The sequence below is a fragment of the Labrenzia sp. THAF82 genome, assembly GCF_009363435.1.
GTDB classification, from domain to species: domain Bacteria; phylum Pseudomonadota; class Alphaproteobacteria; order Rhizobiales; family Stappiaceae; genus Roseibium; species Roseibium porphyridii.
Genome location: NZ_CP045354.1, coordinates 3465775 through 3490008 on the forward strand (window position 1 = coordinate 3465775; position 24234 = coordinate 3490008).

The 24234-nt window shown below is 54.6% G+C and carries 22 protein-coding genes; 17 read left to right on the forward strand and 5 right to left on the reverse strand.

The genetic code is table 11. The features are described 5' to 3' along the window. Positions 1-26: 26 nt before the first annotated feature. The 3 genes from FIV00_RS16200 to FIV00_RS16210 all read right to left on the reverse strand — a co-directional run bounded on the left by FIV00_RS16200 (position 27) and on the right by FIV00_RS16210 (position 4394). Positions 27-1118: a 4-oxalomesaconate tautomerase gene (locus FIV00_RS16200; RefSeq protein ID WP_152501714.1), complete on the reverse strand. Its 1092-nt coding sequence runs from the start codon at positions 1116-1118 to the stop codon at positions 27-29. A 65-nt stretch (positions 1119-1183) separates the two neighbouring features. Continuing rightward, a complete protein-coding gene (locus FIV00_RS16205) occupies positions 1184-3211 on the reverse strand; it encodes a tripartite tricarboxylate transporter permease (protein ID WP_152501715.1) in 2028 nt (675 codons plus the stop codon). 76 nt (positions 3212-3287) lie between these two features. Further along, positions 3288-4394, reverse strand: coding sequence for a tricarboxylate transporter (locus tag FIV00_RS16210; protein ID WP_209006573.1), 1107 nt, complete (start codon positions 4392-4394; stop codon positions 3288-3290). Between the two features lie 127 nt (positions 4395-4521). Between FIV00_RS16210 and FIV00_RS16215 the strand changes: the two genes are divergently transcribed. The 3 genes from FIV00_RS16215 to FIV00_RS30105 are packed head-to-tail and all read left to right on the forward strand — an operon-like array spanning position 4522 to position 6568. Continuing rightward, positions 4522-5193, forward strand: coding sequence for a response regulator transcription factor (locus FIV00_RS16215; protein ID WP_152501716.1), 672 nt, complete (start codon positions 4522-4524; stop codon positions 5191-5193). Further along, positions 5190-6224, forward strand: coding sequence for a sensor histidine kinase (locus FIV00_RS16220; protein WP_209006574.1), 1035 nt, complete (start codon positions 5190-5192; stop codon positions 6222-6224). Before FIV00_RS16215 ends, FIV00_RS16220 begins: the two co-directional genes overlap by 4 nt. Continuing rightward, the gene (locus tag FIV00_RS30105; RefSeq protein ID WP_209006575.1) at positions 6167-6568 is read left to right on the forward strand and encodes a sensor histidine kinase KdpD; all 402 of its coding nucleotides are present in this window, start codon (positions 6167-6169) and stop codon (positions 6566-6568) included. Before FIV00_RS16220 ends, FIV00_RS30105 begins: the two co-directional genes overlap by 58 nt. A 9-nt stretch (positions 6569-6577) precedes the next feature. On the opposite strand, the gene tcuB is transcribed toward FIV00_RS30105, so the two are convergent. Both tcuB and tcuA read right to left on the reverse strand, forming a co-directional pair. Next, the gene (tcuB, locus tag FIV00_RS16225; protein WP_152501717.1) at positions 6578-7645 is read right to left on the reverse strand and encodes a tricarballylate utilization 4Fe-4S protein TcuB; all 1068 of its coding nucleotides are present in this window, start codon (positions 7643-7645) and stop codon (positions 6578-6580) included. Next, positions 7635-9020 (reverse strand): FAD-dependent tricarballylate dehydrogenase TcuA, encoded by a 1386-nt coding sequence (gene tcuA / locus FIV00_RS16230; RefSeq protein WP_152501718.1) that lies wholly within the window; start codon positions 9018-9020, stop codon positions 7635-7637. The genes tcuB and tcuA overlap by 11 nt, the downstream gene beginning before the upstream one ends. Before the next feature lie 79 nt (positions 9021-9099). On the opposite strand from tcuA, the gene FIV00_RS16235 reads away from it, so the two are divergent. From FIV00_RS16235 to FIV00_RS16300, 14 genes are all read left to right on the forward strand, one after another. Next, positions 9100-10026: a LysR family transcriptional regulator gene (locus FIV00_RS16235; protein ID WP_152501719.1), complete on the forward strand. Its 927-nt coding sequence runs from the start codon at positions 9100-9102 to the stop codon at positions 10024-10026. A gap of 134 nt (positions 10027-10160) precedes the next feature. Beyond that, positions 10161-11414 (forward strand): MHYT domain-containing protein, encoded by a 1254-nt coding sequence (locus FIV00_RS16240; RefSeq protein WP_152501720.1) that lies wholly within the window; start codon positions 10161-10163, stop codon positions 11412-11414. A gap of 422 nt (positions 11415-11836) precedes the next feature. After that, entirely contained in the window at positions 11837-12703 is an 867-nt protein-coding gene (locus FIV00_RS16245) for a xanthine dehydrogenase family protein subunit M (RefSeq protein WP_152501721.1), read from the forward strand. Between the two features lie 21 nt (positions 12704-12724). After that, positions 12725-13234: a (2Fe-2S)-binding protein gene (locus FIV00_RS16250; protein ID WP_152501722.1), complete on the forward strand. Its 510-nt coding sequence runs from the start codon at positions 12725-12727 to the stop codon at positions 13232-13234. Continuing rightward, the gene (locus FIV00_RS16255) at positions 13231-15651 is read left to right on the forward strand and encodes an aerobic carbon-monoxide dehydrogenase large subunit (protein WP_152501723.1); all 2421 of its coding nucleotides are present in this window, start codon (positions 13231-13233) and stop codon (positions 15649-15651) included. The genes FIV00_RS16250 and FIV00_RS16255 overlap by 4 nt, the downstream gene beginning before the upstream one ends. Before the next feature lie 156 nt (positions 15652-15807). Continuing rightward, complete coding sequence (locus FIV00_RS16260; protein WP_152501724.1) at positions 15808-16689, forward strand: MoxR family ATPase; 882 nt, start codon at positions 15808-15810, stop codon at positions 16687-16689. A 3-nt stretch (positions 16690-16692) separates the two neighbouring features. Beyond that, the gene (locus FIV00_RS16265; protein ID WP_152501725.1) at positions 16693-17892 is read left to right on the forward strand and encodes a VWA domain-containing protein; all 1200 of its coding nucleotides are present in this window, start codon (positions 16693-16695) and stop codon (positions 17890-17892) included. An 18-nt stretch (positions 17893-17910) separates the two neighbouring features. Next, positions 17911-18783, forward strand: a complete 873-nt coding sequence (locus FIV00_RS16270; protein WP_209006576.1) for an XdhC family protein — start codon at positions 17911-17913, stop codon at positions 18781-18783. A gap of 23 nt (positions 18784-18806) precedes the next feature. Continuing rightward, positions 18807-19415: a CoxG family protein gene (locus FIV00_RS16275; RefSeq protein WP_152501727.1), complete on the forward strand. Its 609-nt coding sequence runs from the start codon at positions 18807-18809 to the stop codon at positions 19413-19415. 34 nt (positions 19416-19449) lie between these two features. Further along, on the forward strand, positions 19450-19635 hold the full coding sequence (locus tag FIV00_RS16280; protein ID WP_152501728.1) for a hypothetical protein: 186 nt from the start codon (positions 19450-19452) through the stop codon (positions 19633-19635). Positions 19636-20195: 560 nt separating this feature from the next. Further along, positions 20196-21263 (forward strand): putative urea ABC transporter substrate-binding protein, encoded by a 1068-nt coding sequence (locus FIV00_RS16285; RefSeq protein ID WP_152501729.1) that lies wholly within the window; start codon positions 20196-20198, stop codon positions 21261-21263. A gap of 71 nt (positions 21264-21334) precedes the next feature. After that, the gene (locus tag FIV00_RS16290) at positions 21335-22156 is read left to right on the forward strand and encodes an ABC transporter permease (protein WP_152501730.1); all 822 of its coding nucleotides are present in this window, start codon (positions 21335-21337) and stop codon (positions 22154-22156) included. Then, positions 22153-22998: an ATP-binding cassette domain-containing protein gene (locus FIV00_RS16295; RefSeq protein ID WP_152501731.1), complete on the forward strand. Its 846-nt coding sequence runs from the start codon at positions 22153-22155 to the stop codon at positions 22996-22998. Before FIV00_RS16290 ends, FIV00_RS16295 begins: the two co-directional genes overlap by 4 nt. Then, positions 22995-24233 carry an agmatinase family protein gene (locus tag FIV00_RS16300; RefSeq protein ID WP_173006018.1) on the forward strand — a complete coding sequence of 413 codons (1239 nt, stop codon included), beginning with the start codon at positions 22995-22997 and terminating at the stop codon, positions 24231-24233. The genes FIV00_RS16295 and FIV00_RS16300 overlap by 4 nt, the downstream gene beginning before the upstream one ends. Position 24234: the final 1 nt, after the last annotated feature.

The following is a 24234-nucleotide window of genomic DNA, read 5'->3' on the forward strand; positions in this document are numbered from 1 at the left end:
GTGGAATTCGATGAATGGCAATTCCGTCAGTTTCGTGACCAGACAGTTGCAGGCACAAACACCTCACCAGTCGCGAGTTTGCGGGCGGTTCTGAGCAAACCCGCCGACTTGACGGTGAACTTTCCCTGCTGGATTTCGTAGTCTATCAGCACTTCCATTTTGCCCATCGGATGCTCAAGCTGCAATGTCGCTGGCGTGGCTGGACGTTTTTCGAGGAGCCCTTCGCCGACTGTGCCGGGAGCCAACAAACAGGATGCCAGACACTGGGATCCGGTGACAGCCAATGTCGGGTGGCAGTTCCAGGGCATGAAGTAGCGAACAGATGCCGTTCCGCCGTGTTTTGGTTTCGACAGCAATCCGAATTTCGGCGTTACGGACTTTCGAACATCCCCAAGACCCATGCGCTCGCCAGCAATCAACCTAATGGCTTCCATCTTCTCATACAGGCTTCTGTTTTTGTCGATATCTTCCACTCTTTCTTCGCCGGTCAGTCCGAAGTCGTGCGCGAGACCAATCACCATCGGCATGGCAACGTCCATGCAGGTCACCGGGATATCGTTGATGACCTCCATCGAATGTCCTGTCGGGAACAAGGCCCCGGTCAGGCTTCCTTCCACTTTCATAAATTGAAGCTGGATCGGAGCTGCGGTCCCTGGAACGCCATCGATCCTGGCATCACCGTCATACTCAACGACACCACCGGGCGTTTGCACGATTTCCGAGACCAGCATTCCGGTATTGACGGCCCTGATCTTTACCTCGGTCACGTCACCTGTCGGTATCACAAGACCCATTTCGATTGCCGCAGGGCCAACACCGACCAGAATGTTTCCGCAAGAAGGCTTGAAGTCGACCAATTCTTCTTCTACCCCAACCTGTGCAAAGAAATAGTCTACATCTGCCCACGCGTCGTCGGATTTCGACAGCATGGCCACCTTGGTCGTGACAGCCGTTCCACCGCCTATACCGTCAATGTTGAAGGGGTGACCGGACCCAAGAATTGAGGTCAGCACCTTTGACAGGACATCCAGATCCTGCGGCAGGTCGCTTCGTTTGAGGTAAGGTCCGCGCGAAGAACCGCCGCGCATGAAAATGAAAGGTGTGGATGTCTGGAGCATTCGGCCGTCTCCCTGATCAGGTCAACTACGTTGGTCGGTAGCGGTGGAGTTTCGACTGGTCGTCTTCACGTCAGTGGCCAAGGAAGTTTTGCGAAGGACTGCAATAGGCCTGGCGGGAAATCGCGGTTCAAAAGCCAGGCCATGGCGCACATGAAGGCTATGCCGCTAGCGCCGTAGATGGCGGCGTAAGCAAAGCTGCGTCCTGCGCGATAGTGGATGAAAGCAACCAGGAAAACGGCAAGCGCAAGAATGAAGCCGATGAGCGAGGTCAGGATCAGGAGACCGGCAAACCACGCCAACGTGCTCCAGAGCCCGTGCCGGTTGTCTTCGGAATTGCCCGCCTCACTGTCGCAAAAGAGCGCGTGTCTTTCACTCACACCACGCATTTGAAACAGCAGTATGAGGCAGCCAACAATTGAGACGAGACCGACAAATTGCGGGAAGACCCTGTCGGCCGATGCATAGTCCGGGATAAGCGAAGCATCGGTAAAGGCAAATACGAGATAGCCAAGGATGGCCAAAAGGAAGACCAGCGGTGCGCGCTTGGTTCCGGTCGCAACATCGCCTTCTGCACGGATATTCTTGGATTGGCGCAATCCGACCACAATAGAAACGATCGTCACCAAGATGAGAATGATCACGATTGGCGAGAAGATGTATTCCATGCCTTCTGCAAATCCCTTGCGGAACCGCGAACTGGCAATCTGCACTGCCTGGTTGGCGTAGGTTTCCGCCGGATTGGAAAGCACAAAGCCGATCAGGAACGCCGGCCGTGACCAGTCGAACCGACGCATCAGAATGCCGAGAAGACCTATGGCGAAAAGTGCGACCAGATCCATCAGGTTTTGACCTGACTGGAAGGCAGCGAATGAAATGATCATGAACAGGAATGGGGCAAGCAAAGCGAACGGAATGGTGGTCAAACGCGCTATGCCACCGGAGCCTAGTATGCAGATGACCGTACCGACCACGTTCGCCAGGGCCAGTAGCCAGACAATCGCGTATGTGACGTCGAGATTGTTCTTCAGCATCGAGGGGCCCACCTCGATCTGACCCGACCCGAGCAGGGCTACAGCGCCAATGAAAACCGCCATTGAACCCGACCCGGGTATACCGAAGAGCAAGGTCGGCACCAGGCCGCCGCCTTCCTTGGCGTTGTTGGAGCTTTCCGGCCCGATGACCCCGCGCACGTCTCCGTTGCCGAATTTCGATTTGTCTTTCGACGTCTGGACGGTGTGGCCATAGGCGATCCAATCAACCACCGAACCGCCGAGCCCCGGGATGACGCCAACCGTGACACCGATAAGTGAGCAGCGCACACTGAGCCAGATATTGGCAAACCAGTCACGCACGCCGTGCAGCCAGCCGCCGCCGAGCATTGAGCGCTCGGAAATTGCGCGGTCCTGACGAAGAAGGGCAACAATTTCGGGGATCGCGAAGATGCCGAGACCAACGATGACGAGTTTCAGCCCGTCGGTGAGATATGGCATGTCATATGTGGCCATGCGCAGGGCGCCGGCGCTATCGCCCTCGCCGATCGTGCCGACCATCAAGCCCAGGCCGGCGGCGACGATGCCCTTGATAGCCACCTGCCCGGCCAGAATTCCGACCATCGACAAACCAAACAAAGTGATCATCAACAGTTCAGGTGTGCGAAACTCAAGCACGATAGGTCTGGCAACCAGAATGAAAACCGTGAGGAACGCGGCGCCAACCAGACCACCGAACAGGGACGATGCAAAGGCTGCAGATAAGGCGCGTGCTGCTTCGCCCTTTTTCGCAAGCGGAAAGCCGTCAAGGACCGTTGCCTGAGACGCAGAAGAACCGGGAATTCCCATGAGTACAGAGGCAAACGTATCGGATGTCGGCACAACCGCGACCATGCCAATCATCAACGCAAGGCCAAGAACTGGGTCCATACCGAACATGAAGGGAAGCAGTAGCGACAAGCCTGCAATGCCTCCAAGCCCGGGAAAGACACCGATACACAATCCCATCACCACGCCGAGGACGAGGTATCCGAGAACTGCTGGCTGAAAGATCATCGCTGAGGCCTGGGCGAGCGCAGGCATAGCGGTACCGAGAATGTCCACTGGATCGTCTCTGATTTGAAAGAAGTTTTGCAGTGCCCGCCCGGTCAAACCCGGGCGGGTCGAGAGTCCGTTCGGCCTATTTCAGCGAAACGCCGTAGCGCTCCTGCAACCAGCCAACCACAAATTCCTTGGCGCTACCTGGAACTTCCGTTGCACTCTTCAGTGCGCCGTCGGCTTCTGTACCGGTCATTTGCGGATATTTTCCGAGGCGACCCGACGATATTTCGGCAAAGTCTCCACGTGCCTTGACGGTTTCAAAGGCTTTTGAATAGGTGTCGATCGCTTCCTGAGATGCGCCGTTTGGAAGAAACACCATTTTTTGCGCCGGGAATCCGGCGATGAAGAAGGCTTTCCAGGCATCCCATTTGGCACCCGAGGTTTCACATCCTTCAGTTGCTTCACAGACTTCCTTGAATGTCGGCATATCCGGGAAGGTCGGATCACGGACAATGTTGCCTTCTGCATCCAACGCACCCCAACTCATCATCGGGACAGCAGTGCCGGCTTCGACCAACGGTGTAACGCCTTTCAGATAGGAGGAAGACGTCTGGTAGTCGATATTCGCCTCACCACGTTCGAACATCAGACGACCATCGCCGCGGCCTTTGATGCCGAAGACAGGCTCCACGTTCAAACCGAGCATTTCCCAGGCTAGCAAGGGGACAAGATCGAGCCGGGTTGCTCCTTGTGAGCCGTAAATGAAGTCTGTTTCACGAAGCGCACTGGCATCGTTTCCATTCATTTTTCCGGCAAGGTCTGGCGGCAAATAGGCGACACCGCCGGTTCCAGACGCCAGAACAACGTTCCAATCCTTGTACTCATAACGAACGCGAGGGTCTCCGAGCAGATACGGGAACTGGGTCGAGCCGGAGGAACCGAAAATCACAGTGCCTTCGCTGTCGCCGAATTTCTGGTTCTGAAACCAGTTGGCTCCCTTGGTGGAACCGGCACCAGGCATGAATTTGACAACGACCGTCGGAGTACCGGGCAGCGCTTCGCTCAACAAGGGCGCATAGAAGTTTGCCCATTTTGCCGAACCACCTGTCTCTGAGAACGGGATTACCCATTCCACGGTTTTCCCCGCCAGATCAAGACCTTCGGCAATCGCTTGCGCTGGAACCATAGTACCGGCTGCGCACATGACACTCAGCGCGAGCTTGCGCGCTAATTTATTTAGAACCATTTTCTCCTCCCAATGGCGCAGTCAATCTGGTTTGAACTGCTGCGCGTTCAGACCGCCCGAAAAGCGGCTTGATGCATCCAGATTTCCCTGCGAAGCTTGCAGCAAGCTTTCATCGAAAAGAAAAAACATGCGGATCGCGCTGGTCGAAGATAATGTGAGCCTCGCCAAAGGCATAGCCTACCAATTGCGGGATGCCGGGCACTCTGTGGACATTCTCCATGACGGAGAAGATGCCGAGTTCTTCCTGAAACAGGAAGATGGAGACCTGATCATTCTTGATATCAACTTGCCGGGCAAGAGCGGGCTTGAGCTTCTGGCTGAACTCCGGGAACGAGACGACCCTCGTCCTGTCATTCTGTTGACTGCGCGATCAGATACGCAGGATCGGGTTCTTGGACTTGACGCAGGTGCGGATGACTATCTCGTCAAGCCATTCGAGATGGAAGAACTCGCTGCACGCATTCGTGCGCTAGGCCGGCGCAAAGCCACCGCACCCCGGCAACTTGAAGATGTTGGCGCACTCAAATTCGATATCGGTTCGATGCAGCTTCTCGATGGGGGTGAGGTCCTGGAAGTTCCAAGGAGAGAACTTGCGCTGCTGGCCGCACTCTTGAACGCCAATGGCCGCACTGTCTCCAAGGCCAGCCTGCTCGATCAGCTATATGGAGCTGGCAGCGAAACCGATGAAAAGGTCATTGAAGTCTATGTCTCTCGCCTGCGCAAAAGGCTGAGCCCACACGGCGTCAATATCCACGTTCACAGAGGTATCGGCTATTCCTTGAACAGGGCCACATCATGAAGAGGTCGTACTCTCTTCGCATCCGTCTGACCCTAATCATTCTCATCCCCCTCCTCTTCGTTGCCGGTGCTGCGGGGTTCTGGCAGCTGAACAATGCACGACTAACTGCTGGAGACGTGTTCGACAGAAGCCTGCAATCAGCCGCACTTGCTGTATCCAATGACGTCGCCCTTTCCAGCGGCGATGCGCTAGGGGTCGAAACGCGCAGGATCCTTGCCGACACCTCCGGCGGGCGCGTTTACTATCATGTCTATGCACCCGACGGTGTCATTGTTGCGGGATATGCGACGCCACCAGCAGGCATTCCAACCGCGACGGACGGAGACCTCAATGCGGTATACTTCAACGGCGAGTATCTGGGTCGCGAAGTCCGTGGTTATCGCATGCGTACCCATATGCAAGTGGATGGATTTAGCGGGGTCTTCACAACGACCGTCTGGCAGGATGTCAGGATCCGCTCAACCTTTGTTCGCGCGCTGATATTGCGATCCCTCGTCGTGATTTCGTCGATTATCCTGTCTCTTGCACTTATCGTTTGGTTCGGCGTCAGGATCGGGCTGAGGCCCTTGAACGATCTGCAGCAAGCAATTGACCTTAGATCCGGCGATGACTTGAAAGCGATCCAACGCGCGGTTCCAGCGGAAGTGAAAGGCATAGTGCGAACGCTAAACCGGTTGCTTGGCCAGGTTTCCGAAGCCATGGCAACGCAAGGTGAATTCATTTCAAATGCGGCTCATCAACTTCGCAATCCCCTGGCCGGTGTGCTGGCGCTGGCCGAATCCGTCCGCTCGGCAAGATCAGAAGTTGCTATGCGAGAGCGCGCCGACGATCTCGTAAAGGCCGCAAAAGAGACAAGCCAGCTTGCGCAAAAACTTCTGACCTATGAGCGTGCAAAATCCATAAGTCCGGCGTCGGAGAAGGAAATCTCTCTCTGCGGGATCTGCTCAATGAACTTGTCTTGGAATTTCAAGCAGTGCCGCATCGTGGCATCGAAATTGACGCTTCACTGGGTGATGAGGTTCTGGAAATAACAGCTGACAGGACGATGGTACGTGAGGCCGTTGCCAATCTGATTGACAACGCATTGAAGCATGGAGGGCCGAAGCTCTCCCGGATATCGGTATCTTGCGAGAGCAATGAGGCTGCTGTGTCCATATCGGTCGAGGACGACGGACGAGGTTTGAACCAGGAAGAAATCCAAACAGCTTTGCAACGTTTCGGGCAAGTGTCAGCAAATAGTGACGGCAGCGGTCTTGGGTTGCCAATTGTTGTTCGGGTTGCTGAACGCCACGGCGGATCATTGGAACTCACAACAGGCGAACCGGGTCTAAAAGCTCGGATTTCGTTGCCGGCTGGCTTTACCGGTAAGCACTAGTTCAATTCTTCAATTTGTGCGCTTGCGCTGTGCCTCCCTGATCAGCGCGGCAAGTCGATAGAAGCCATGCGCCATTTTCGTATACGGAGTGAGAAGAAAAAAACTCAGAACAGAGCCCAAGTGAATTGCAAGGAGCAAAGGCATCAGACTTGTGCTGCCCAGTGCGTAAAGCAACAATCCAGTCAACGCGACCAGCAATAGAAGTGCGACAAAACCCATTTCTCCACCCCAGGCGGACGGCGCTCCCAGGTTCTTGTCTGCTTTCAACTTTAATGCCATCAGCCAAAGAGATCCCGCGACCATCAATATGCCACCGGGCAATCCAAGTAGTTTTGGTAACGACCAAATTGGATACGGTGCGGGCATATCAAACGCGTAGTGCAGAATGGTCGCGGCAGAAGTTGAGGCGAAACAAAGCAGAAAGCCGTACATGACTGCCTGGTGAGCAAGACGTCGGGACTGGCTGAACCTGTCTTCGTCTTCAAAATTGCATCCATCACCATGACCGCCTGCCAGGTTTTTCATTCGGGCCGCAGACCCAAAAGCCTCAACGATATGCGAAAGCCTCACAGGTTCTCCGTTCGTTGCGCTCCAGTATCGCCGCATGCTGATGGCGAGGCTGAAAAGAGGAAATACGAACGCAGGAAGAAAGATCGAGACCATGGCCGTATGTGACAGGACTGCATAGAACCCCTCACCTCCTGCTGATCCGAGCGTGCGAATGGTCAGAAAGAAGACGGAGAAGCAAAGAACAGATGCAATGGCAATCATCAAACCGCTGCTTTGGAAGCGTTTCGCGAACGCTTCAGGCCACGCGAAGTGTTCCCAACTCTCCTGACGTACCTCTGCCAGGGCCTTGGGGAGATTTAGATCGAATTCGTGCGGGGATGTATACTGACAGGCGTAGTAACAGCCGCGACAATTGTGACACAGATTGGCCAATTGGGTGAGGTCGCCGTCACTGAATAACCGTTCACTGTGAAGTGCGGGAAAGACGGAGCAATATCCTTCGCAATATCGGCAGGCGTTGCAAATTTCGGCTTGACGACGAGCTTCCTGCAAGAAATCAGTTTGCATATTTCGCTGCCTCCCTGCCCGCGATCCTGCCGAAGACGGTTCCAATGGTCATGCCAAATCCTGCCAGGTAGCCCTGTCCGAGAATTGAGCCGGCCATGGTTTCTCCAGCTGCCCACAAATTGCGAACAGGCCCCTGCCCAGTGCTGCACTGTGCATTTTCATCCACCTTCAAACCGAGATAGGTGAAGGTCACGCCGGTCTTGAGGCTGTAGCCATAGAAGGGTGGTTCATCTATCGGGCGTGCCCAGTTGGTTTTGGCAGGCAGCAGGCCGGAGGTTGCGACACCATCCAGTTCGGTCGGGTGGAACTTCGACGTGTTGCCGCAGGCCAGGTTGAACTCGGCAACCGTGTCTGAAAGTTTTTTCGGTGGCAGATCCATTTTTGCTGCAAGCTCTTCCAGGCTGTCGGCTTTGATCGGCGGGAAAACCGACGGCATGAAGAGCTCCAGCGATTTGGCATCTATGACGACATACCCGACCTGATCAGGCTGTTGAGCAATCAACCGGCCCCAGATCGCGTAACGTTTGGGCCAGACGTCTTCCCCTTCGTCGTAGAACCGCTCCCCGTGCTTGTTGACTACGATAGAGAACGGCACACAGTCCAATCGGGTCACGATGCCTCCATCGAATTTGGGTGCGCGGCCATCAATGGCGACCGCATGGCACTGTGTCGGGTCGCCGACGGAGCTGACGCCCTGATCCAGAAGGTCTGCAAGGACGACGCCCCGGTTGTAAGGAGTTCCGCGGATCAGGAAGTTTTTTGCTGGCGGGCCCCAGGCGCGTGTCAGCCAGTCCGTATCAGCCTGGAACCCACCGGAAGCGACAACTACTGCTTTCGGCACCAGCCTTTTTTCTTTTCCTTCGTGGGCGAAACTTACAAGTTCGATCCGGTCATCAACCAGTTCTAGATGTGTGACATGGGCTTCATAGAGAATGGTCACGCCCAAACTTTCAGCCTTGCGGTAGTAGGCATTTACGAGGGATTTGCCTCCACCCATGAAAAACGCATTGGTCCGGCCGAGTGAAAGCGTTCCGGAAAGCGAAGGCTGAAAATGCACACCATGTTCCTGCATCCAGGTCAGGCATTCTTCAGAGGTTCGGATGGCAAGTCGCGCTAGATTTTCATCGGTCTTGCCTGCTGTGACTTTCAATAGATCGCTGAAATACTCGTCTTCGGAATAATCGTCGACAAGAGGTCCATGGGGGCCCTTGTGCATGCAGCGAAAATTTCGCGTGTGTCTGGAATTTCCGCCACGATAAGGCTTCGGTGCTGTTTCAAGGATGCAAACACTTGCGCCGCATTCCGCTGCAGTCATAGCAGCACATAGAGCTGCGTTGCCGCCGCCGATTACAACGATATCAATGTCAGATCTCATGTGCCGGGTCCTCTCGGATCCCCTCTACCAGACACTCTATTGATTTGACCAATGATGCTTTTTAAAGAACTATTGCATAATGCACATTAATTTCGACTTCAGCGATCTTGAAGCTTTTCTGGCGGTTTTGGAAACTGGTTCATTCCACAACGCGGCTGATCGTTTGAACCTCTCACAATCTGCTGTCACCCGACGGGTTCAAAAACTGGAAAAGGCACTCGGATCTGTGCTTTTTGAACGCACGACACGTATGGTGCGGCCAACTCTTGCTGCCAAAAGGCTGCAGGCAAGAGCCGCGGATATGCTGGTGACTGCGGCCGATACCACCCGTGCCATGCGCGATGAAAGTGTCACCTATGAATATCAGCGCAGCATGTTGATCACTGTTGCCGCGATACCGACGGTGATCCCTAGTTTCGTCCTGCCTGCTATTCGCAGGTTTGAAGATCAGGGCTTTTCACCAAGAATTCGCCTTCTCGACGCGGCGACCAACGACGTTTCCGAAGCGGTTTCTCATGGTGATGCGGATTTTGGGGTCTGTTCCATTGGTGTCTTGGATCCGAACACGTATTTTGAACCTCTTCTCGATGACACAATTGTGCTTGCCCTACCCGCGACCCATCATTTGTCGGAACAGGAAGCTATTCAATGGCAGGACATTGTAAAGGAAAGGCTCATCCTTCCAGCTCGCGGCACGGGAAATCGCGTGCTGATTGATGAAGCTTTGGCCGTTCGACGCCTTTCCGCGCAATGGACCTTTGAGGTGGGACGGTCAACGACTGCTATGGAACTGGTTTTGAGTGGTCTTGGTATCGGGTTGTTGCCCAATACAGCGACGCAATCTCATATGAGCCGCGACCTGACCTTCAGATCGGTTGTAGATTTGGATGTCAGGCGCACGATCGGCCTTTTGACCAGGGCCGGTGTTTCCATCAGCAAGCCTGCCGAGGTTCTAATTAACCTGTTGCGCTCGACGTTGAAGAATCCTGATGAGCCTGCAGTTTGAAGTGTTTGGCTGTGACAGGCGGTTGAAGTTAAGGCCTTGACCATTTGCCGCACCCGTGGCTTTAGCCTATCATCATGCCCCATGAGGAGACCGGTGCGATTCAACACCGGAAGGAATGGGAGGTTCGGAGCAACATGCCGGTGACGCACGAGCCCTGGCTCGTGGCGCTATCCCTTGTGATGGCCTTTCAGGGAAGTTTTGTCGGACTAAGCCTGGCGGTTCAAGTCAGGAACGCCGTCGACCCGCGCCGGCGGTTTCTATTGGCCGGAGCGGCACTTACGCTCGCCTTGGCCATCTGGTCCATGCACTTTGTGGGCATGCTTGCGGCACGATTGCCGATAGCCGTCGACTTTCTTGTTTTGCCAACCCTGCTTTCGTTCCTTGTTTGTGTTCTCGTGGTTGGAATCGCTGTCTTTGCTGCCAGCAATTCACGGCTCACACCTCTCAGATTGGGACTAGCTGCTTTTGTGATGGGAAGCGGCATCTGCACAATGCATTATCTGGGTATGTATGCCCTTCATGAGTCGCTCAACATGATTCATGAACCGGCCTATGTGCTTGCCAGTTTTCTTGTCGCGTTTAACGCAGCGGGCCTTGCGATGTGGCTCCTATTCGGCCTCGGGCGCCGGCCACCTATTGTCTTTTCAGCGGCGGTACTCGCACTTGCCATCTCCGCAATGCATTACACCGCGATGACCGGTCTGACGTATGAATTGAAGCAGACAGCGACAGGAGTTGGAGGTCCATCATTTAGTCCTGGTGTTCTGGCGATTGTCGTGTGTTGCGTTGCATTTCTTGTATCTGGACTCTTCCTGCTTGCCCTGGTTCCAGCACAGGGCTCGGAACCTTCGAATGATGTCGTGGATGCAGCGTCAGATGCGCAGCTGCCAGACGAAACCACCTTTGCGCGCACTCAGTTTGCGGAAGAACCTCAGATACAGACCTCGCAACATGTTCGAAAGACCGCCGCAGGACTGCAAGCTGCAACAGTTGCTGCGCGTGCCCAGTCCGCATTGGCAAAACGGACGATCCCGATTGAGAAAGACGGCCAGAAGAGCCAGATCGGTATCAAGGAAATCTATGCTATTCATGCGGATGCGCACTACACGCGGCTTTACGACGGATCTCGTGAATTCTTCTGTCCCCTGTCGATCAGCGAAGCGGAACAGCAGCTCGATCCCAAGACCTTCAACCGGGTCCATAGAAGCCACATTGTCAACATCAGCCGTGTAGCGAGTTACAAACGCTCGGGCGATGGTGGAGTGCTTGTTCTGGATGGAGAAGACGCACAATCCGTACCCGTTAGTCGGTCTCGGTGGGGGCGTGTCAAGGCGCGCTTATCTGCAATGGCAGAAGCAGCAACAGAACACACAGCCGTAGCGCAATAACTCCAAATATTTCAGATGCGGATATCGCTTGTGCAGTGCAAATGCATTCGAATTCTTCGCCGTTCGTGCAGATTTGCACGAAAGTAGGCTCAAACCTCCTACCGTTCCCACGAAGGCTGTTTCTTAATTTAGTATATTGTTTTTACTTCGTTTTCACGGTCCTTCGGGGTGTTGCACTCATGAAATGCGTAAGAATTATTGCCGCATTTCGTGCAAGCGATTGCGCCATTAGTGCATAAGCCGGTGCTGTTAATGCATGTTGCCTTGAGTGTGCAGCGCACCTTTTCCCAACCTTCAAGCATGTGACAATCTGCCACCACTCCTGGAGGCGATGCACGATCTGGCCGGACCAAGCGCTTCGCGACGCGTTGAGGTGTCCGGCTTCGGTTCTCTGTCAGAACCGATTGAGGGAGGAAACGGACGTGATACCTGGTGAATTCACCTATCACCGGCCATCATCAGTGGCCGAAGCAGTTGCTATCCTGGTTAGCCATGGAGATGAAGCAAGGCCGTTGTCGGGAGGGCACAGCCTTATTCCCATGATGAAGCTACGGATGGCCGCTCCTGAGCATCTTGTCGATCTGGGCGGGATTGCCGACCTGAAAGGCGTGGCTGAAGACGGCGACACAATCGTTATCGGGGCCATGACCACACAGAACGAGCTGATTGCTTCGGATTTGCTCGCCGCGAAACTGCCGATCATTCGCGAGACGTCTGAACTGATTGCCGATCCGCAGATCAGGTATCTTGGCACGCTTGGTGGCAATGTCGCCAACGGGGATCCTGGCAACGACATGCCGGCTCTGATGCAATGCCTCAATGCCGATTACGTTCTGACAGGTCCTGATGGCGACAGACACGTTTCGGCCCGGAATTTTTATGAGGCCGCTTACTTCACCGCTCTTGCACCTGAAGAGATCCTGACTGCCATCCGTATTCCGGTGCCCCCATCCGGTCATGGCTACGCCTATGAGAAACTCAAGCGGAAAGTTGGAGACTATGCGACAGCTGCCGCAGCGGTTGTTCTCACAATGTCAGGCGGGACGGTGAGCACTTGCTCTGTTGCGCTCACCAATGTTGCCGATACACCGCTTTTTGCGAAAGAGGCCGGCGAAATTCTGACCGGTTCATCGCTTGACGGTGACACAATCAAGCGGGCGGTCGCTGCCGCAGAAGCCATTACAGAACCGGCCTCAGATGGCCGTGGACCTGCTGAATATCGGACAAAAATGGCCGGTGTCATGCTGGAACGTGCGCTTGCACGCGCAGCAGACCGGTCTCAGGGCTGATCAGGATTTCGGGAGAGACTAATGAGTGAGATTGAACAGGTCCCGGTCAGCCTGACCGTAAACGGCAAGAAGGTGCAACGCTTTGTAGAGCCACGCACACTTTTGATCCATTTTCTGCGTGAAGAACTGAACCTGACCGGGCCGCATATTGGCTGTGAAACATCCCATTGCGGAGCATGCACTGTCGAGATGAACGGCATGTCGGTGAAGACCTGTACCGTTTTTGCCGTCCAGGCGAATGGTGCAGAGCTAACCACGATCGAAGGCATGGCCAACCAGGATGGAACGCTGTCTGCGCTCCAGGAAGGGTTCCGACAGATGCACGGTCTGCAGTGTGGTTTTTGCACTCCGGGTATGATCATGCGTGCCCACACGCTGCTGAAGGAAAATCCCAACCCGACGGAAGACGAAATCCGCATGGGAATTTCAGGCAACCTGTGCCGTTGCACCGGATACCAGAACATCGTCAAGGCCATCCAGTACGCCGCGGCCAAGCTGAACGGCACTGATATTCAGGAGGCTGCAGAATGAACGACATGACCCCGACACGGGAACAGCGTGAAGCGGCCCTGGAAGGCATGGGCTGCAAGCGCAAACGCGTTGAAGACATCCGGTTTACACAAGGCAAAGGCCAGTATGTGGACGATCTGAAACTGCCCGGCATGGTGTTTGGCGACTTTGTTCGCTCTCCCTATGCCCATGCAAAGGTCACCAAGATCGACGCATCCGAGGCTCTAAAACTGCCCGGCGTCATTGCCGTTCTGACAGCCGAAGATCTCAAAGGCGTCAACCTCGCCTGGATGCCGACGCTTGCTGGTGACGTTCAGATGGTGCTGGCGGACGGCAAGGTTCTTTATCAGAACCAGGAAGTCGCCTTTGTGGTGGCCGAAAACCGTTATATTGCGGATGACGCCATTCAGTTGGTTGAAGTGGAATACGAAGAACTTCCTGTTCTGACAGATCCGTTCAAGTCACTGGACGAAGACGCGCCGGTTCTGAGACCGGATCTCGACGGCAAGATGGAAGGCGCACACGGCCCCCGCAAACATCACAACCATATCTTTACCTGGGAAGTCGGCGACAAGGACGAAACATCACGTGCCTTCTCGGAGGCTGATGTCACGGTGAAGGAAATGATTTCCTATCACCGCACTCACCCCTCGCCGCTCGAAACCTGTCAGTGCGTTGCCTCCATGGACAAAGTGAAGGGCGAACTGACGGTTTGGGGGACGTTCCAGGCACCGCACGTCATTCGAACGGTCGCGTCATTACTGTCCACCATTCCTGAGCACAAGATCCACGTAATTGCACCGGACATTGGCGGTGGTTTTGGCAACAAGGTTGGCGCTTATCCTGGCTACATCTGCTCAATTGTTGCCTCAATCGTGACCGGCGTGCCGGTCAAATGGGTTGAAGACCGGATGGAGAACCTCTCCACGACGTCCTTTGCCCGTGACTATCATATGACAACGGAAATCGCTGCGAAGAACGACGGCACGGTAACCGGTCTGAAAGTACATGTTCTTGCCGATCACGGTGGGTTCGATGCGTGTGCCGATCCGTCCAAATGGCCAGCAGGCTTCTTCAACATCGTCACAGGTTCCTATGACTTTCCAACGGCCCATCTTGAGGTCGATGGGGTCTATACCAACAAGGCACCAGGAGGTGTCGCCTACCGGTGTTCGTTCCGCGTGACGGAAGCTGCTTATTGTATTGAACGGGGCATGGATATTCTGGCCCAGAAGCTTGGCATGGATCCCGCAGACCTGCGGATCAAGAACTTTGTCAAACCCGAACAGTTTCCTTATCAGTCAGCACTCGGCTGGGAGTATGACAGCGGCGATTATCACACCGCCATGCACAAGGCGATGGATACAATCGGCTATCGGGAGCTGCGCGCAGAACAAAAGGCCAAACAAGAGGCGTTCAATCGCGGCGAGACCCGCGAAATCATGGGGATTGGCGTTTCCTTCTTCACTGAGATTGTCGGCGCTGGCCCCTCCAAGAACTGCGATATTCTCGGAGTGGCCATGTTCGACAGCGCAGAAATCCGTGTCCATCCGACCGGCTCTGTGATTTCAAGGATGGGAACCAAGTCTCAGGGTCAAGGGCATGAGACAACTTGGGCCCAGATCATCGCGACTGAAATCGGCATTCCGGCCGATGATATCATGGTCGAAGAAGGTGACACGGACACTGCGCCTTATGGCCTTGGTACCTACGGTTCCCGCTCGACACCTGTGGCCGGTGCAGCAATTGCACTTGCGGCAAGAAAAATCCGCAACAAGGCTCAGATGATCGCGGCCCATATGTTGGAGGTGTCCGAGTACGATCTGGAGTGGGACGTCGACGGTTTTCAGGTAAAGGGCAACCCGCAAGCGCGTAAGTCCATGAAGGAAATCGCCTGGGCGGCCTATCATGCTCCCCCTCAAGGCATTGAACCTGGTCTTGAAGCGGTCAGCTACTATGACCCGCCCAATATGACCTACCCATTCGGTGCCTATTTCTGCGTCATGGACATCGACGTTGATACAGGTGTCGCCAAGACCCGGCGCTTCTACGCGCTCGATGATTGCGGCACGCGTATCAATCCAATGATCATCGAGGGTCAGGTGCATGGTGGTTTGACGGAAGCCTTCGCGATCGCAATGGGTCAGGAGATCCGCTACGACGAAACAGGCAACGTGATGGGGGCGTCCTTCATGGACTTCTTCATTCCAACGGCTGTTGAAACGCCTCACTGGGAAACCGACCATACGGTAACGCCCAGCCCGCATCATCCAATTGGCGCAAAAGGCGTGGGTGAGAGCCCCAATGTCGGCGGCGTACCGGCGTTCTCGAACGCCGTGAATGACGCCTTCCAGTTCCTTGGGAGCACTCATATCCAGATGCCGCACGATGCATGGCGAATTTGGCAGGCTGCCAAGGATCTCGGCGCTCACGGTTGAGACAGTTCAAACCATGGGCCGCTCTCCAAGATTGCGGCCCATGGGGCCACCTCGTGGAAGCTGCCAGGAGAACCTCCGTTGAATTTAGCTGCCGGGAAAGGTTTCCGGTGGTGAAGGCTGCACCTCATCTTTTCAACTCGAACGAAATGCAACCGGATGAGCAAGACCAAAGACCAAATTGCAGAGGCATTGGCGAAAACGGGATATGTCGCCGATGAGGGACTGGCGACCGCTCTTGTTCTGACCGAAATGCTGAACCGACCCTTGCTCCTTGAAGGCGAAGCTGGTGTCGGCAAAACGGAGGTCGCCAAGGCACTGGCACGTCTTGAGGAAACAAATCTCATCCGTCTGCAGTGTTACGAAGGTCTTGACCGGTCCGATGCCATTTACGAATGGAACTACCAGCGACAACTCCTCGCGATCAAGGCAAGGGAGGGATCGGGCGACGACGCCAATAGCGTTGAAGAAGCAGTCTTTTCTGAAAAGTACCTTTTGGAGCGCCCTCTCCTGTCAGCGATAAGGCAAGCTGAAGCGCCTGTTCTGTTGATTGATGAAATTGACCGGGCTGACGAGGAATTCGAAGCATTCCTTCTCGAAATTCTTTCGGACTATCAGGTCTCGATACCTGAACTTGGCACAGTTGAGGCCGTCACAATCCCGCGTGTTGTGCTGACCTCAAATGGAACGCGCGAACTGTCCGATGCTTTACGACGCAGATGTCTTTATCACTATGTCGACTATCCGACACCCGACCGTGAAGCGCGTATTCTGCTCTCAAGGGTTAGTGGTCTCGATGCAAGTTTGGCGCTTCAGATTGCAGAACTTATGGGCAAACTGCGCAAGGAGGATCTGGTCAAGGTTCCCGGGGTCGCGGAAACGATTGACTGGGCTGCCGCGCTGTTGGGACTGGGGGCAAAAGATCTTCACGAAAACAGAGAACTGGTTTTCGACACTTTGACCTGTGTCTTGAAAACCCGCGAAGACAAATCCCGGGTGACAGTCGAGGTTACCGACAGGCTGCTTGGCAAGGTGGCTTGAGTAATGAGCGCTCTTCATTTTGAAACCCGTGAAGACATAGGAGCCGTGCTGCGTGCCCGGCTTGCAGGCTTTGTTCGATCATTGCGCGACAGTGGTTTCAAGGTAGGAATGGCAGAGACAAGCGATGCTTTGCGTCTTCTTCAGACGCCGCTCGTACACCGACAGGACAGGTTGAAGGCATCGTTTAGAACACTTTTTTGCGGACGTTTGGCTGACTGGAAAAAGTTCGACGAACTGTTTGACGCCTATTGGGTCGGCAAAGGCGTGAAGTCCGGTGTGAAAGTCAGCGGAACCAGCCCGCGCAAAGGTATGAAAACCATCCGTGAGTTGGTTGATGCGCAGGGCAATCGGCAGGACACGATCGCTGGAAATGTCGAACGTCAACCAGGCGAAGAAGATGAAGAAACCGGTGAAACACCTTCCGGTCGCCGGGAGGGCGCAAGCATCGCCGAAAATCTCGGACAGATCGATTTCAGGAAGATTGAAGATCCCGAGGCGTTGAAACAGGCACATGAGCTTGCTGAAAAACTGGCGCGCTCCATGCGGGTGCGGCTGACGCGCAGAGACCGTCAGAAACGAAAGGCGCGCCGCTTGGACTTGCGCCGAACCATCCGTCATTCCATCGCCCACGGCGGAACGCCGCTCGAACTGATCCGCAAAGGACCGCGTCAGCAACAGCTCAGGCTTGTGGTCCTATTGGACGCGTCCGGTTCCATGAACAACTACACAGGCGTTTTTACGCGTTTTGTGCACGGCATTCTGGACAACTTTCGCGAAGCCGAAGCATTCCTGTTTCACACCCGTCTCGTCCATGTCTCTTCTGCGCTTTCAGAACGGGACGCCGGTCGGGCACTTGATCGCTTGGGGCTGATGGCGCAAGGCGTGGGTGGTGGCACCAAAATCGGCGAAGCTCTGGCTGATTTCAATCGCTGGCACGCAGCGCGCGTAATTCATTCGCGTACCTGCGTAATGATTTTGTCTGATGGATACGACACTGGCGCGCCCGATGTATTGGGAGAAGAAATGGCGCGTCTCAGGCGCCGTTGTCGCCGGATTGTATGGCTTAATCCACTGATTGGTTGGGAAGGTTACGAGCCCTCGGCGGGTGGCATGCAGGCAGCACTGCCGCATGTCGACCTCTTTGCACCTGCACACAATCTTGAAAGTCTTGCTGCGCTTGAACCTTACCTGGCCAGGCTTTGATCCATGGGAGATGCACCGATGAAGCATACAGGCACCATTTCAGGTTCAAGAGCCGCGGCCGAATTGACGGGTGATCTGGTGGATCTGATCCACCAGATGCAAACCAGCAACGAACCTTTCGTGCTGGCAACCGTTGTTCGCACCATTTCAGTCACGGCTGCAAAGGCAGGTGCCAAAGCGGTCATTTCCAGCGAGGGGGAGATTGTCGGCGGATGGATCGGTGGTGGCTGTGCAAAATCGGCTGTAATCAAAGCCGCAAGAACTGCTTTTGCTGACGGTGAGGCCAGGCTGATATCGATTCAACCAGCCGATCTCTTGTCTGAACTGGGTGTTGAACCCGGCGAAGAACGTGAAGGTGTTCAATTTGCCAAAAACATGTGCCCCAGCCAGGGCACTATGGATATTTTTATAGAGCCGGTTTTGCCTCGCCCACAACTTGCCATCTTCGGAGCCAGCCCAGTTGCTCTGGCACTCGCAATTCAAGGGCCCACAATCGGATTTGATGTCACCATTTGCGGGCCGCTAGAAGATTTTGAAGGCTTTCCAGGTGAAATGCGCAGGAATGACGGTTTCAACGTCAATACTTCCAACAGCGCAGACACCTATATCGTTGTCTCCACACAGGGCCGAGGCGATCTTGCCGCCCTGGATGCTGCCATCAAGACGAATGCTCGGCATGTGGGTTTTGTTGGAAGCCGCCGGAAAATCGATACCCTGAAATCAAAACTCAAAGACCAGGGCATCAACTCCGATGCTCTGGAGCGCATCAAGGGGCCGGCAGGCCTGGACCTTGGCGCCATCACTCCTGAAGAGATCGCCCTTTCGATCCTTGCCGAACTGCTAATGGTCCGCCGCAAAAACCAGCGACTGTCCAGAATACAACACGTTTAAGACCCGGAATTGGAGATGAATCCATGCAAATGACAGATAGCCAGCGGATTGAAGCGCCGCGTGAGAAGGTCTGGGAAGCGCTCAACGACGCGGATGTTCTCAAGGCTTCGATCCCAGGCTGTGAAGAGCTGATCAAGCACTCTGACACGGAACTGGAAGCAAAGGTCAAGCTCAAGGTTGGGCCAGTCAAGGCTACGTTTGGCGGAAAGGTCACCCTGAACGATCTCGATCCGCCAAACGGCTACAAGATCGACGGAGAAGGATCTGGAGGAGTTGCGGGTTTTGCGCGCGGTGGCGCGACTGTTCGATTGGAAGAAGATGGGCCGAATGCAACAATTCTGCACTACGATGTCGATGCGAAAGTGGGTGGCAAGCTCGCTCAGCTCGGTGCCCGTCTGATCGACTCAACGGCAAAGAGACTTGCCGGAGAATTCTTTGCATCCTTTGCACAGCAAGTAGCTCCAAGTCCCGAAACAGAGACCGTTTCTTCAAGCGAGCAAGATCAAGCCAATGGAGACGCTTCGCAAGACGCATCTTCCGGTGAAGAAAAGAAGGGTTGGCTTGGGGGTTTGTTTGGCGGCAAAAAGAAACAGCAGGCCGATGAAGACAAGCTCGCAGATGTGGCCGAATGAGCCTAGGATAAGACAGTAAGCGGGAGGAAATGAGATGACCAATGCCGAACTTCGCGAGGAAACCGGTCTTCAGGAGTTGTCCCGAGACCCCTCCCTTTTGATGGCACTTGGGACGGGATCGCTGCTGACAGCCTTTCTGCTGGTGGCTCACTCTTGCTGTATTGGCTTGGTCGATCAGCATCTTGCGCCACTTCTGCAGATTTGTTCCTTTGCAGGTTGATTGAGGACTGACCTCGAAAACAGCTGGCGAGCGCCTTTCGCATTTAGCGGCGCTCGTTCGGCAGCCTCGGATTTGAGATGTGGTTTCCAGCCAATGTAAATACCAGTGCCCTTCTCCAAGTCTCCAGGTGATCAAACCGGCTTTGGTTGCAAACCAGGTCGTGAGAATGTGACTGCGAACTGTTCAGGCCTGCCGTTTTTTTAGTCAATTTCCGCATTCCATTAGACCTCAGCGTTTAGCGTTTTGAGCGGATCATTTTATAAGTCATTGAAAAATATTAGAAATGATCTCTGATTTAGAGACTGGCACCAACCTTGCAATTCTTTGCTTAGTGCAGCGCGCCTAGGGATCCGGTCTGACAAGACGCAGGACCGAGAGGTGCAAGCCGGATGAATTGGCTCTTCAGCCGACATAATCCGGTGACACGGCGGGACAAAAGCCCGGGAGACAACTGCACGAGGTTTCGCGCGCGCGAACCTGCTCCCGGACGTGCGCAAACCTCAATGATGGTCGCCCGATTGGACTTCCCTGTCGGGGGAAAATTAAGGAGACGCGCACAGATGTTGAAATCCTTCGCTAGAGCTTCACTCCTAGCAGCCGCACTATCGCTGCCTCTTTCTTTTTCTGCGCACGCGGAAGAGAAAACCGACTTTAAAGTCTGCTGGTCCATCTATGTCGGTTGGATGCCCTGGGGATACCTTCAAGACAGTGGCATCATGAAAAAATGGGCGGACAAATACGACATCAGTGTCGAGATTGTTCAGATCAATGATTACGTGGAATCGATCAATCAGTACACAGCCGGAGAATATGACGGCTGCTCCATGACCAACATGGATGCCTTGTCTATTCCTGCTGGTGGCGGTGTTGATACGACAGCCCTGATTGTTGGTGACTATTCCAACGGGAATGATGGGATCATCCTGAAGGACAAGACTGACCTTGCCGAGATCAAAGGACAGACGGTCAATCTGGTCGAGCTGTCTGTTTCTCACTACCTACTTGCACGTGCTCTTGACTCTGTCGGTCTTAGTGAGAGGGACCTGACGGTCGTTAACACGTCAGACGCGGATATGATTGCAGCCTATGCAACGCCTGAAGTGACGTCCGTGGTCACGTGGAATCCACTTCTGTCTGAAATCGAAGCGCAACCGAATGCCACAAAGGTTTTCGACAGCTCCGGTATTCCAGGTGAGATCATTGATGTGATGATGGTGAACTCCGAAACGCTTGCGGACAATCCCAACTTCGGCAAGGCTCTTGTCGGTGCCTGGTATGAGCTCATGGGGATCATGTCGACCGACAGCGACGAAGGTGTTGCGGCACGCACTGCCATGGCAGAAGCCTCAGGGACGGATCTAGCCGGATATGATGCTCAGCTTGCCACCACCAAGATGTTCTATACGCCAACTGACGCAGTCGAGTTCACGAAATCAGCGGAGCTCCCGAGCACGATGAAATTCGTCGCTGAGTTTCTGTTCGACAAAGGCATTCTTGGTGAAGGCGCGCCAAGTCCTGAATTCGTCGGCGTCGCCTTTGCCGATGGTTCTGTCTATGGCGACCAGAACAATGTGAAACTCCGGTTTGATCCAAGTTTCATGGCCATGGCTGCTGAAGGCGCTCTCTAAGCTCCCGGTTTCGCATTTTTGGACCGGTGCGTTTGTGCCGGTCCTTTTTCCAGGATCACGAGGGGCGTTTCATGCGCATTATCAACCGGCGGCCTTCTCGGCTCCCTGCCCTTGCCCTTGGGCTTGTGCCCTTCATCGCGACTTTACTCGTCTATGCTGTCGCGAGCCACTATCGCAGGCTTGAAAATCCTGCAGACAAATTGCTGCCGTCACTGGACAGCATGGGTCAGGCGTTCTGGCGTATGGCAGCTGTGCCTGACAGACGTTCTGGTGACCTGCTCTTGTGGGTGGATACGTTTGACAGCCTGTGGCGATTGGGCAGTGGCATGGCAGTCTCAACACTGCTGGCGCTCGTTCTTGGAATATCAATCGGGTTCATACCGCACATTCGAAGCGCTCTGGCTCCCTATATCGCAACATTTTCGCTTATTCCGCCGATTACGATCCTGCCCATACTCTTTATCACCTTCGGGCTTGGAGAGGTTTCGAAGATCGCGCTGATCGTTATCGGTACGGCACCGATCATGGTGCGCTCGACCGCGCAGGCCGTTCTCGACATTCCAAGGGAAATGATCATAAAGGCTGAAACGCTTGGGGCATCCGTCTGGCAGATGGTGACACGGTTGGTTTTGCCTCAGGTCTTGCCAAAACTCATCACGGCATTGCGATTGGGGCTGGTGCCTGCCTGGATTTTTCTGATTTCGGCTGAGGCGATCGCGTCGACCACTGGGCTCGGATACCGGATTTTTCTCGTCCGAAGATATCTGGCGATGGATGTGATCCTCCCTTATGTGGTGTGGATCACTCTGTTGGCATTTTTGCTCGACCGCTTGCTTCTTTTGCTGTCTCGACGCGCTTTTCGCTGGAACCATCTCGGGAGCGATGCGCTATGAGCACGGTCACCACGCCCAAGCTGTCGGTACAGGGACTTACCAAATCATATGACGGGACACCTGTGCTGGAACGGGTCGACCTTCTGGTCAAAGACGGATCTTTCTGCACGATCGTTGGCGCATCAGGCTGCGGTAAATCTACGTTCTTGCGCATGCTGTTGTCGCAGGAGCTGCCGACACGCGGTCAAATTCTCCTTGATGGTGAACCCCTCCCCGATGAACCAACGCCGGACAGGGGTATCGTATTCCAAAAGTATTCGGTGTTTTCCCATCTTACCGTTGCGGAGAACCTTATCCTAGCCGCGGAATTCGCGGCTGCTCCGTTGTCAGGTCGGCTTTTCGGAAAATCCCGTCGTCAAGCGATCGGTGACATAGATGAAATTCTGGACCGAATTGGCCTGAAAGCAGCAGCAGACCGCTACCCCGTGCAGTTGTCGGGAGGGATGCAGCAACGGTTGGCAATAGCGCAAGCGCTGATCAAGAAGCCCAACATCTTGTTGCTTGATGAACCCTTCGGCGCGCTGGATCCAGGCATTCGCGTCGACATGCACGAGTTGCTTTTGGGTCTTTGGAAAGACCTTGGCATGACCATCTTCATGGTCACGCACGACATCCATGAAGCCTTCAAACTTGGCACTCGTCTGCTGGTATTCGACAAGGTTCGCCACGACCCGCAGGCCCCGGACGCCTATGGGGCAACCATCACTTACGACCTGCCTTTGTCATCGCCGAATTCTTCGCCGGAAAAACTGCCGGAAGATATCGCAGGTGCGATCCGTCGACCGGAAAAACAACCATTTCCCAATGCCCAACTACCCAAAATACACGAGGAACGCTCATGAGCCTGTTTGATCGATCTGTCCCGGCAACACTGCAAAGAGCAGCTGGTCTGGTCCGGCGAGACCCCACGACAAGGCAACACCATCCGGACTTCGACAAGCTTCAGTTGCGTGGTTGGAAGGCCGCGGAAAAAGAAGGCGCTTTGCCAAGCGCAGCCTGGGAAAAAGAAAAGGCGTGGGCTCTCAGAATGGGGCTGACCGGATCTGACAGCCTTACCGACAAATCCATTCCAACCTTTGCACGTGGTGAATTGCCCCACTATGCGGGCATCAATACGTTCCTCAAAGCGCCCTATATCGAAGACGTCACGAAAGTTGGCGCGTATGATGCTGCCGTCATTGGTATTCCGTTTGATGGTGGGACGACTTATCGCCCGGGCACCCGTTTCGGGCCTCAAGGTGTGCGCCGGATTTCGGCACTCTACACGCCCTACAACTATGAAATGGGTGTCGACCTCCGCGAACAGATGACGCTTTGCGATGTCGGCGACATTTTCACCATACCTGCAAATATCGAAAAAACGTTCGACCAGATAACGCGGGCCGTTTCACATGTTGCGTCTTCGGGCGCTTTGCCAATCATGATCGGCGGTGATCATTCCATCGGTTTCCCGTGTGTTCGCGGCATTGCGCAATGTACCTCCAAACGTATCGGCATCGTTCATTTCGATCGACATATAGATATTCAGGAAAAAGACCTCGACGAGCGCATGCACACAACGCCGTGGTTCCATGCGACGGATCTGGTGAATGTTCCGGCGGTCAATCTCGTTCAGATCGGCATTGGTGGCTGGCAGGTGCCGCGCGAAGGGGTGGAGGTTGCCCGCGAGCGCAATACCAACATTTTCACGATGCGTGACGTTGAAGAACTTGGTCTGGCCGAAACAGCGGCACGTGCCCTGGAGTTGGCCTGGAAAGATGCCGATGCCGTTTACATCTCCTTCGACATCGACAGTGTCGACTGCGGTTTCGTGCCTGGTACGGGTTGGCCTGAACCGGGCGGCTTCCTGCCCCGTGAAGCGCTTGAACTTGTGTCACTAGTCGCCAAAGAAGGTATCTGCGGCCTGGAAGTCGTCGAAGTGTCACCGCCTTACGACTGTTCAGATATCACCGCACTGCTCGCAACACGCGTGATCGTCGATGTTCTCGGAACATTGGTTTCACATGGCAAAATGGGCTCTCACCGGTCGATCATAGACAAACCCGTGTCCATCCCCGCTGGCCCGGAAGTGGAGTAAC